Source organism: Flavobacterium sp. UBA6195 (assembly GCF_002422095.1).
In the GTDB taxonomy this organism is placed as follows: Bacteria; Bacteroidota; Bacteroidia; order Flavobacteriales; family Flavobacteriaceae; genus Flavobacterium.
Genome location: NZ_DITB01000123.1, coordinates 205 through 11036, shown reverse-complemented (window position 1 = coordinate 11036; position 10832 = coordinate 205). Strand labels below are relative to the sequence as shown.

Here is a 10832-nt window from a genome sequence, read left to right as displayed (position 1 = left end):
TTTTATTGTATAAATCTTGTAATCCATTGTTTGGATTGATATCTAATGATTTGAATAAATCAGCATATTTTGTATACACATCAGCAAAGAACGTTTCAACGATAGCTCCAAAAATAATTGGATCCGAAACCTTCATCATCGTTGCTTTTAAATGTGCAGAAAGCATTACGTTTTTCGCTTTAGCATCAGTAATAGTTGCTTTAGTGAATTCTTTTAAAGCATTTAAGTTCATAACCGAACTATCAATAACTTCACCAGCTTTTAAATTTGAGAAATCTTTTAAAACCGTAGTTGCTCCATTATCTGAATTGAAAACGATTCTGAATTTTCCTTCTTTTTCAACTGTAGTAGAGTTTTCTGTTCCGTAGAAATCACCAGAATTCATATGAGCTACTTCAGTTTTGCTATCTGAAGCCCAAGTTCCCATTCTGTGCGGATTCGCTTTTGCGTAGTTTTTAACTGCTTTTGGTGCTCTTCTGTCTGAGTTTCCTTCACGTAAAACTGGATTTACAGCCGAACCTAAAACTTTAGCGTATTTTGCTTTGATTTCTTTTTCAGTATCGTTTTGTGGCTCTTCTGGGTAGTTTGGAATATTGAAACCTTGTGATTGTAATTCTGCAATAGCTTCTTTTAATTGAATTACTGAAGCTGAAATGTTTGGTAATTTTATAATGTTAGCTTCTGGGGTGTTAGCTAGTTGCCCTAATTCGGTAAGCGCGTCACCTACTTTTTGATCTTCTTTTAAGAATTCTGGAAAGTTAGCTAAAATTCTTCCCGCTAAAGAAATATCTCTCGTTTCGATAGCGATATTAGCAGGTTTTGTAAAGGCTTTTACAATAGGTAAAAACGAATGTGTTGCCAACATAGGCGCTTCATCCGTAATGGTATACATTATTTTAGACTGATTAGACATGGATGTTATGTGTTTGTTTGAATATAATTTGTAAAATCTGCCAAATATAGGAAATTTGAAAGAAATAATGGGGCGATTTTGCTTAAATCTTGAATAAAATTCAATAAAAAAAGCCACAACATTGTTGCGGCTTTTTATACTTGAGAAAGTACAAATTAGTTTTTGTATCTTCTTTCTTTGATTTTTGCTTTTTTACCAGTAAGATCTCTAAAGTAGAAGATACGAGCTCTACGTACTTTACCTCTTTGGTTCACTTCAATTTTTTGTAAAGCTGGCATGTTTACTGGGAAGATACGCTCAACACCAATAGCACCTGACATTTTACGAATTGTAAAAGTTTCAGTAGCTCCTGCGCCTCTTCTTTGGATTACAACTCCTTTGAAGAACTGAGTTCTAGTTTTTTCACCCTCTTTAATTTCGTAGTACACAGTGATTGTATCACCCGCACCAAACTCAGGAAAATCTTTTTTTGCAACTAATTCGTTATTTACGAAATCAACTAAATTTGACATAGTTTTAATTATAAATGTTTGATTCAAAGCAACATACACGTCTATCGCCAGAGGTTGGTTCAAAGTGGGTGCAAATTTATGAAATAATTTTAATAATTAACAATTAATAATTGATAATTTTCTTTCAAATGTCAATTTTACTCTTCCAGCAAATCAGGGCGTCTGTTTTTGGTATGTTCATACGCCATTTCTTCTCTCCATTTTTCAATTTTTCCGAAGTTGCCACTCAACAATACTTCAGGAACTTTTAATCCTTTGTATTCGGCAGGACGAGTATAAATAGGAGGTGATAACAAATTGTCTTGAAAACTATCCGTCAAAGCCGAAGTTTCATCACTTAAAACACCCGGAATTAATCGGATAATGGCATCACAAAATACGATAGCACCAATTTCGCCACCACTTAATACATAATCACCAATCGAAATTTCACGCGTAATGTGCATATCGCGAACGCGTTGGTCAACACCTTTATAATGTCCGCACAAAATCATGATGTTTTCGTACATCGAAATGGAATTGGCCATTTTTTGATTTAGGGTTTCACCATCAGGCGTCATGTAAATGATTTCGTCGTAGGATCTTTCGCTTTTTAGTTTCGAAATACAATCGTCGATAGGTTGCACCATCATTACCATACCAGCGCCACCACCAAACTGATAATCGTCTACACTTCGTTGTTTATTTGTAGTGTAATCTCTTAAGTTGTGAAAATGGACTTCGACCAATCCTTTCTGAATGGCGCGTTTCATGATGGAAGCCTCAAATGGACTTCGCATTAATTCGGGTAAAACGGTAATAATATCAATTCGCATGCTGCAAAGATAGGAGTTTATTTTTTAGTTGCCGAAAGCGAATACACCATTGGAATTTTGTTTTCCAAGTGCTTGATTCGGAATTTATTTGGTTCAAATTCTTCGGTTTGATTGAAACAATTGTAAGGAGAATAATCGAATTCGTTAAAACAATTAATTACCAATCCATTTTGAATCAAAGCGTTTAAGACTTCTGAAATTGGATGATTCCAAGTGATGGTTTTTGCATTTAGAGGTGCTTCTTTATCAGCGTAAGTTCCAGATTCTTCTTCTAAAATAGGTTCGACATTGAAATAATTATAGAAAACATCTTTAAAATCATTGTCAAACATCCAAACTACTGGGTGAAATTCAGTAAAGACAAATTTTCCATCAGGTTTTAAGAAATGCGAAATTATTTTTGCCCATTTGTCTAAATCGGGAAACCAACCAATTGTGCCATAACTGGTAAAAACAATATCGAATTTTTCGTCTAAATGATTTGGTAAATCATAAATATCACAACAAATGAAAGTCGCGTCTAAATTCAATTTATTGTTGATTTCTTTCGCTTTTTCAATTGCCTTGTCGGATAAATCGATTCCGGTAGCTTTGGCGCCCATTCTGGCTAATGTCATAGTATCTTGACCAAAATGACATTGTAAGTGCAATATTTTTTTGTTTGTAACATCACCAAGTAAATCCAGTTCAATCGAATTTAAGGTTGATTTTCCTTTTAGAAAACCTTCCATGTCATAGAAATCAGAGTTTACATGAACCTCTACTTTATTATTCCAAGTTTGTTTGTTGATATTTAGGTAATCAGTAGCTTCCATTCGAATTGGTATTTGTTTATCAAAACTACCAATTAATTTTGTAATTTTGCACTTTCAAATTTAAAAATAAAAGCATGGAAAACGGAATATACGCTAAATTCAATACTTCAAAAGGTACTATTTTAGCAAAATTAACGCACGATTTAACACCAGGAACGGTTGGAAATTTCGTAGGATTAGCAGAAGGTCAATTAGAAAATTCAGCTCGTCCGATGGGAAAGCCATATTATGACGGATTAAAATTTCACCGTGTAATTCCTGATTTTATGATACAAGGTGGATGTCCACAAGGGCAAGGAACGGGTGGTCCTGGTTACAACTTTGATGATGAGTTTCACCCAACTTTACGTCACGATGGACCTGGAGTTTTATCGATGGCTAATGCTGGACCTGGAACTAATGGTTCTCAATTCTTCATTACACATATAGAAACGGCTTGGTTAGACGGAAAACACACTGTTTTTGGTCACGTTGTTGAAGGACAAGATGTAGTGGATGCTATTGCACAAGGAGATACAATTGATTCATTAGAAATTGTAAGAGTAGGAGAAGAAGCTCAAAAATGGAATGCTATCGAAGCGTTCAGAACATTTGAAGGTTCAAGAGAGAAAAGAATTGCTGAGCAAAAAAAAATGGCAGAGGAAGCTTTGGAAAAATTAGCCGCTGGTTTTCAAAAGACTGAAAGTGGTTTACGTTACCAAATCATCCAAAAAGGAACTGGTAAACAAGCTGAAAAAGGTAAAAAAGTATCAGTTCACTATCAAGGAGCATTAGAAAATGGACAAGTTTTTGATTCTTCATACAAAAGAAAACAACCAATTGACTTCACTTTAGGTGTTGGACAAGTTATCGAAGGTTGGGACGAAGGTATTGCTTTATTGAAAGTGGGAGACAAAGCACGTTTTGTAATTCCATCTTATTTAGGATACGGTTCAAGAGGTGCTGGAGGCGTAATTCCACCAGATGCAACTTTAGTTTTTGATGTGGAATTAATGGATGTGAAATAATTTTCAGGACAGGTCGCGACCTGTCTGTACTTTAATAAGATAGATTTTAAAATTTGAAATCCTAAGACTTTGTCTTGGGATTTTTTGTTTTATGCCTTTGCCAAAGTATTCTTAATATATTAATTTAAATTAATATAAAGTTACTATATAGTTGCTATAAACTTATTATAAAATAGTTATATTTGTTATAAATTATTTTATTATGGCAAAAGTTTCAGGGATAGTTCAGATTGAGGGAACATTAATGGGGATTACTTTTTATAAAAGAAAAGGAGTTTGGGTAGCACGCAAAGCAGGTGGGGGATTTAATGGTAGGGCTATTAAGACAAAAGATTCAATGGTTAGGGTTCGTGAAAATGGTAGCGAGTTTGGTCGTTGTATGAAAAGTGTTCAACTTTTTAAAAAGGCTTTGTTTCCGTTATTGGTTTTGGTAAAAGATACTGATCGTCATGCACGAATTGTTAGTTTATTTACCAAAATTAAGAACAGCGATGTGGTTTCTGAGAGAGGTTCTAGGAGTGTAGCTGTAGGATTACAACAGCTATCGGGTAGGGAGTTGTTGACGAATTATTTGTTGACTAAAGGGAAAGATTTGGCTTCTCTTTTTTCTAAGGGTTTTAAATTTGAATGGAATTCTGGAGTTACTATTTATGATCTTGAATCGAAAAGTTTATTTTTTCCTAAAGGGGCACGTTTTATTGAAATTCAGTTGATGTATGCTAAAATTGATTTTGAGAATCAACAATATGAAATTAGTGATTGTATTAGGAAGATAATTGGGAAGGATTTTCAAGGTGATTTGCTATTGCCTAAGCCTGATTTTAATTTTGAAATGAATGGTGTTTTAGTGGCTTGTGTAAGTATGCGATATATGCAGGAAGTTAATAACGAATTGCATCCATTATTAGAGCAACAACATAGTGTTATTCAGATTTTGGGTGTTTTGTGAGGGCAGATTGTTATTTATTTTTTCTGTGATAAATTGGATTTAATAAATTAAATCAAAGGGGGACAGGTCGCGACCTGTCCGTACGGAAAAAAAAAGTCCCACCGAAGCAGGACTAAAGGTTTTCACCTACGGCATATAGCCTTATTGTGATAAGATTAAAGATTTGAAAGTTTAATCTGTTACAAATATAATAAAAAACTTTTTTAGTTAGTTTACAGATTTCCGTATTTGTAGTAATTTTCTTTTTCTTATATTTATGAATTGATTTTAAAGCAGATAGTTATGGCGAGAATATTAGGATTAGATTTAGGGACAAACTCGATTGGGTGGGCATTGATTGATGATGCTCAAAATAAAATTTTAGGTATTGGGAGTAGAATATTTCCAATGGGTGTTGAAAATTTAGGTGAGGGAGAAGGAAGAGAAATGTCTAAAAATGCTGGAAGAACTGGAGCAAGAGGTGTTCGTCGTCAATTTTTTAGACGACGTTTGAGAAAGAAAATTTTGTTAAAAGCACTTTCAGAAAATAAAATGTGTCCGATGGTTGTTGCGGATTTTGAAGATTGGAAAAAAACTAAAGAGTTTCCATCAGACAAACTAGCGAATTGGTTTGCTTTAAATCCTTATGAATTACGTCAGAAAGCATTAAATGAAAAATTATCTTTAGAAGAAATAGGTAGAATTTTTTATCACTTAATTCAAAGACGCGGGTTTTTAAGTAATAGTAGAAAAGGAGGAACAGATGATGGAGCTATTTTTAAAGGAAATCCAAAAGAAGGTAAAATTGGAATTACTGAAACGCAAGAAAGTATTCAAGGTAAAACACTTGGCTCTTATTTATTTGAAATTTATCCCAAAGAAAATCAACCTTTTCAAGATGGTTTGGAACGAATTCGAAACCGATATACAACCCGAAAAATGTATGTAGATGAGTTTGAATTGATTTGGAATAAACAATCACAGTTTCATTCTCAACTTACTAACGAATTAAAAACCTTATTTGGTGGAAGAAAATTGGACGGTTACAAAGAAGACGGGATATTATTTCATCAACGTCCATTACGTTCGCAAAAACATTTGGTTGGAAATTGTTCTTTTGAACCTAACAAAACGAAATGTCCAATTAGCGCCATTCCATTTGAGCAATTTAGAGTTTGGCAATGGGTGAATACCGTGGAATATAATGGAAAGAAAATTTCTCAAGAAGAAAAAGAAAAGATAGTTGAGTTTTTATATGCTAATGAAAAACCTGATTTTAAGAAAATTAGAAAAGCTATTGGTAAAGAAAGTGCAGAATTCAAATTCAATTATAAAGATGACGATAAGATTGTTGGGACTCACACAATTTCTAACTTATCCAATAAAAAATATTTTGGTAAAAAATGGTTTGAGTTTTCTGAGAAGGAGCAAGAAGATATTTGGCATGTGCTGTATTTCTTCGACAGTAAATCGAATCTAAAAGAATATGCTATTAAAAATTGGAATTTTACTGAAGAACAAGCAGAATCTATTGCAAAATTCAATCTTAAAGATGGTTATTCTAGTTTGAGTAGAAAAGCGATTTCAAATATTTTACCATTTTTAAAATTAGGTTTTACCTATGACGTTGCGGTTGTACTTGGTGGAATTAAAAATGTTTTTGGTTCTGATTGGGAAAAATTATCAGACGAAAAAAGAAATTTCTTTTATGATAATGTTTACGAAATTATTCGCTCTAAAAATAAAGGTGGTTTTATAGATATTATAAAAGATATTCTTCGAAATGATTATAACATTTCAGACCATCAATTGCGAAAATTATACCATCATTCTGCAGCTATTGAAGTTTCTGAACTATTAGAAAAATTGCCTTTAGGAAGTGAAGCTGATAAGGAAATTCAACAAATTAAAAACCCAATCGTAATCACAGCCTTGTTTGAGTTGCGAAAATTAGTCAATGAATTGATTGATGAACACGGTAAAATAGATGAAATAAAAGTAGAGATGGCTCGTGATTTAAAAGTTTCAAAATCAGAACGCTACAAAACACGAAGAAACCAACAACGTTTAGAACGTGAAAACGATAGAGTAAAAGCCGAAGTATTAAAATACACAAATTTATCGCACGATAACATTTTAAAATTCAAACTTTGGGAAGAATGTAAACGAACTTGTCCTTATACAGGTTTATCAATTCCTATCAATGAATTGTTTACCAACAAATGGCAAATAGAACACATTCATCCGTGGAGTAAATCGTTAAATGATAGTTTTTCTAACAAAACCTTGTGTTTAGGAACAGAAAATATAAAAAAAGGAAACAAAACACCTTTTGAATTTTACGGAAGTGACGAAGCCAATTGGTCAGCCATTAAAGAGCGTGCCTTGAAATTATTTTCTGATACTAAAGAATATCCAAATGCCTATCAAAAATTCAAACGATTTGTACAACAAAAATTTGATGATGATTTTTCTTCTCGACAATTAAACGATACCCGTTATATCAGTAAAGAAGCAAAAAATTATTTATCAAAAGTGTGTAAAAATGTGATGGTTTCTCCTGGACAAGCCACTTCAAATTTGCGACAAAAATGGGGATTGAACCATATTTTGAATGACGAAAATGCTAAAATACGTGAAGATCATCGTCATCATGCTATTGATGCCTTGGTTATGGCCTATACCAAACTTTCGTATGTGCAAGAATTATCAAAATGGAACCGATACAACCGAACGTATGATTTAAAACAATTTCCATTACCTTGGGAAACCTTTAATTATGACGCCGAAAAAGCTGTAGAAAAAATATTGATTTCGCATAAAAAAGTTTCAAACGATATAACCATTCGCTATAAAACCGTTGAAAAAAATGGTAAAAAACACACCAATAAAGGCGTAGCTGCTCGTGGGCAATTGCATAAAGAAACGGTATTTGGAAAACGAACTTTTAATGGAGAAGAAGCTTTTCACGTTAGAAAACCTATTGAAAGTTTAGAAACTGCCAAACAAATAGATAAAGTGGTTGATGAAACCACAAGATTATTAATTTTAAAAAGAGTAAATGAATTAGGTGGTTTTGTGAAAGATAAAGTGCCAGCCAATACTTTTTTTGTTGCAGATGAAAACGGAGTTAAGCAACCACAAATTTTCTTACCTAATAAAAATAGAGCTCCAGTTCCAATTTTAAAAGTAAGAATAAAAGAAAATATTGGTGGAGCAGAAAAACTCAAAGACAAGTTAAATCAATGGGTAAACCCAAGAAATAATCATCACGTATTAATTTACAAAGATGAAAAAGGAAACCTAAAAGAAGAAGTAGTTGCTTTTTGGACAGTGGTAGAACGAAAAAGAACAGGACAATCTGCTTATCAATTACCAATAGATGGAAAAGAAATTGTAACCACATTACATATCAACGATATGTTTTTATTAGGATTAAACGAAGATGAAATCAATTGGGAAAACCCTGATTATGAAATTTTAAAAGAGCACTTGTATAGAGTTCAGAAATTTACATCGGGTGATTATTATCTTAGAAAAGCACTCACATCATCAATACAAAATCCTGAAGAAAAACAACAAATTAATAGTTTTGGTTTTGGTAAAAATGGATGGTCTACACATAATCCAATAAAAGTGAAAATTACAGTTTCAGGAAAAATCCAAAAGTTGTAGAATAATTTTATTTGGTGTATATTTACACCACTTAATAAAAATATTATGGCAAGACAAAGTATCACTTTAGCCAATCAAAATGATGAATGGTTAAAAGAACAAGTAGCTAAAGAGGAATTTACTAGCAAGAGCGAAGCGGTAAATTATTTGATTCAAAAAGCAAGAAGACAAGAAGAGTATTTTGATTTTGTTAGAAATAAAATTGAGAAAGCTGAAAAAAGTGGACACAGTACTTTATCTAAAGAGCAACTTTTAGAAAAGATAAAAAGCAAATACAAAAATGAATAGTTATATTCTCACTAAAGATGCTGAAGAAGATTTAGATAGGATTCATGAATTTGGTGTTTATAAATTTGGAATGCAACAAGCGGATAAGTATTATGAGTTGTTGTTTGATAGTTTTGAAAGAATAGCAAAAAATCCTTATATGTTTCCGACAGCTGCACACTTAGATAAAAAGTATAGGTATTGTGTTTGTAAAGCAGATGTTATTTATTACAAAATACTAAATGATAATTTAGTTGAAATTATTACGATAATAGGAAGACAAGATTTTTAATAGTTCATTGACATAAAACTTTCAAATTTTTAAACAGCTCAAACCACAACGGAGTTTCTACGTAGTCACTCAGTTGTGGTTTGATTAAAGATTTGAAAACACGATATTAATAACCCCCAATGGGCGTACAACACTACCGTTGTGGTTTGATTAAAGATTTGAAAACACGATATTTGTAACGGATAAGGGATTTCGTTAGGTACCGTTGTGGTTTGATTAAAGATTTGAAAACACGATATTTTCAGGAATTTGCCGATAAAGTCGGAGTTGTTGTGGTTTGATTAAAGATTTGAAAACACGATATTTACTTTTGAAAGCTTTATCGATGCAGGTTAGTTGTGGTTTGATTAAAGATTTGAAAACACGATATTATTAAAGAATTTGCCGATAAAATAGAAGTAGTTGTGGTTTGATTAAAGATTTGAAAACACGATATTACACGTGAACATACTTTTAATAGAGCATTAGTTGTGGTTTGATTAAAGATTTGAAAACACGATATTATTAACAGTGGTTCTATGATGTCGGAGGACGTTGTGGTTTGATTAAAGATTTGAAAACACGATATTTTGGGTTAAGGGATAGCTCTCTACTTTTTAGTTGTGGTTTGATTAAAGATTTGAAAACACGATATTTAATAATTTGTTGAAATAAACCAACCCCATGTTGTGGTTTGATTAAAGATTTGAAAACACGATATTTCAAAAACTTAGAGGGATTAGAAGTGCTTGTTGTGGTTTGATTAAAGATTTGAAAACACGATATTTATAAACATGGTTTTATAAATTTAGGAGTTGTTGTGGTTTGATTAAAGATTTGAAAACACGATATTGAAAATCACTATGTAAGCACACATAGCTTGTTGTGGTTTGATTAAAGATTTGAAAACACGATATTATATAGTTATTCCAGTTCTTGATTGTATCAGTTGTGGTTTGATTAAAGATTTGAAAACACGATATTAAGTTGATAAGATTTCCACCTTTTCCTGATGTTGTGGTTTGATTAAAGATTTGAAAACACGATATTTTAGAATTTATAATCAACAAAAAACGTCATGTTGTGGTTTGATTAAAGATTTGAAAACACGATATTCAGCCGTTGGAGTTCTTTAACAGATGCACAGTTGTGGTTTGATTAAAGATTTGAAAACACGATATTATATTGTTTACAGCGGAGACTTGACGGGCAGTTGTGGTTTGATTAAAGATTTGAAAACACGATATTTTTAATAGTAACTTTAATCGGTTTGTTTAAGTTGTGGTTTGATTAAAGATTTGAAAACACGATATTGCAAAGCAAATACACCCAACGGCTGAAATAGTTGTGGTTTGATTAAAGATTTGAAAACACGATATTTACTTGTAGCAACTTTAGTAGGGTTATTTAGTTGTGGTTTGATTAAAGATTTGAAAACACGATATTGAACCCAATTCAGCACTAAACTAATGAGGAGTTGTGGTTTGATTAAAGATTTGAAAACACGATATTACAAATATTTTTTAAAATCACTCAATTACAGTTGTGGTTTGATTAAAGATTTGAAAACACGATATTAAAATCAAACATCACTATTATGACAAAATTGTTGTGGTTTGATTAAAGATT

Annotated in this window: 9 protein-coding genes and 1 CRISPR repeat array; of the genes, 5 read left to right on the top strand and 4 right to left on the bottom strand. The window is 32.2% G+C overall.

All coding sequences use genetic code 11. The annotated features are described in order from the left end of the window. The 4 genes from B4I81_RS10920 to B4I81_RS10905 all read right to left on the bottom strand — a co-directional run. Window positions 1–913, bottom strand: a 913-nt coding sequence (locus B4I81_RS10920) for an NADP-dependent isocitrate dehydrogenase (RefSeq protein ID WP_291110587.1), incomplete at its 3' end; no start/stop codon positions are given. Window positions 914–1068: 155 nt separating this feature from the next. Then, window positions 1069–1425 carry a 50S ribosomal protein L19 gene (rplS, locus tag B4I81_RS10915; protein WP_291110586.1) on the bottom strand — a complete coding sequence of 119 codons (357 nt, stop codon included), beginning with the start codon at window positions 1423–1425 and terminating at the stop codon, window positions 1069–1071. A 137-nt stretch (window positions 1426–1562) separates the two neighbouring features. Beyond that, window positions 1563–2240, bottom strand: a complete 678-nt coding sequence (gene trmD, locus B4I81_RS10910) for a tRNA (guanosine(37)-N1)-methyltransferase TrmD (RefSeq protein ID WP_291110585.1) — start codon at window positions 2238–2240, stop codon at window positions 1563–1565. A gap of 17 nt (window positions 2241–2257) precedes the next feature. Continuing rightward, window positions 2258–3055, bottom strand: a complete 798-nt coding sequence (locus tag B4I81_RS10905; RefSeq protein WP_291110583.1) for a class I SAM-dependent methyltransferase — start codon at window positions 3053–3055, stop codon at window positions 2258–2260. Between the two features lie 74 nt (window positions 3056–3129). On the opposite strand from B4I81_RS10905, the gene B4I81_RS10900 reads away from it, so the two are divergent. From B4I81_RS10900 to B4I81_RS10880, 5 genes are all read left to right on the top strand, one after another. Beyond that, a complete protein-coding gene (locus tag B4I81_RS10900) occupies window positions 3130–4062 on the top strand; it encodes a peptidylprolyl isomerase (protein ID WP_291110582.1) in 933 nt (310 codons plus the stop codon). 202 nt (window positions 4063–4264) lie between these two features. After that, window positions 4265–5011, top strand: coding sequence for a hypothetical protein (locus B4I81_RS10895; protein WP_291110580.1), 747 nt, complete (start codon window positions 4265–4267; stop codon window positions 5009–5011). A 282-nt stretch (window positions 5012–5293) separates the two neighbouring features. Continuing rightward, window positions 5294–8665, top strand: coding sequence for a type II CRISPR RNA-guided endonuclease Cas9 (gene cas9, locus B4I81_RS10890; RefSeq protein WP_291110578.1), 3372 nt, complete (start codon window positions 5294–5296; stop codon window positions 8663–8665). 45 nt (window positions 8666–8710) lie between these two features. After that, entirely contained in the window at window positions 8711–8953 is a 243-nt protein-coding gene (locus B4I81_RS10885) for a ribbon-helix-helix domain-containing protein (RefSeq protein ID WP_291110576.1), read from the top strand. Further along, window positions 8946–9224, top strand: a complete 279-nt coding sequence (locus B4I81_RS10880) for a type II toxin-antitoxin system RelE/ParE family toxin (RefSeq protein ID WP_291110573.1) — start codon at window positions 8946–8948, stop codon at window positions 9222–9224. The genes B4I81_RS10885 and B4I81_RS10880 overlap by 8 nt, the downstream gene beginning before the upstream one ends. A gap of 72 nt (window positions 9225–9296) precedes the next feature. Further along, window positions 9297–10781: a CRISPR direct-repeat array (repeat unit 36 nt; unit sequence GTTGTGGTTTGATTAAAGATTTGAAAACACGATATT). Between the last annotated feature and the right edge of the window lie 51 nt (window positions 10782–10832).

Coding starts and splice junctions, on each gene's coding strand:
- rplS (WP_291110586.1), bottom strand. CDS start 1,425: ATGTCAAATTTAGTTGATTTCGTAAATAACGAATTAGTTGCAAAAAAA.
- trmD (WP_291110585.1), bottom strand. CDS start 2,240: ATGCGAATTGATATTATTACCGTTTTACCCGAATTAATGCGAAGTCCA.
- B4I81_RS10905 (WP_291110583.1), bottom strand. CDS start 3,055: ATGGAAGCTACTGATTACCTAAATATCAACAAACAAACTTGGAATAAT.
- B4I81_RS10900 (WP_291110582.1), top strand. CDS start 3,130: ATGGAAAACGGAATATACGCTAAATTCAATACTTCAAAAGGTACTATT.
- B4I81_RS10895 (WP_291110580.1), top strand. CDS start 4,265: ATGGCAAAAGTTTCAGGGATAGTTCAGATTGAGGGAACATTAATGGGG.
- cas9 (WP_291110578.1), top strand. CDS start 5,294: ATGGCGAGAATATTAGGATTAGATTTAGGGACAAACTCGATTGGGTGG.
- B4I81_RS10885 (WP_291110576.1), top strand. CDS start 8,711: ATGGCAAGACAAAGTATCACTTTAGCCAATCAAAATGATGAATGGTTA.
- B4I81_RS10880 (WP_291110573.1), top strand. CDS start 8,946: ATGAATAGTTATATTCTCACTAAAGATGCTGAAGAAGATTTAGATAGG.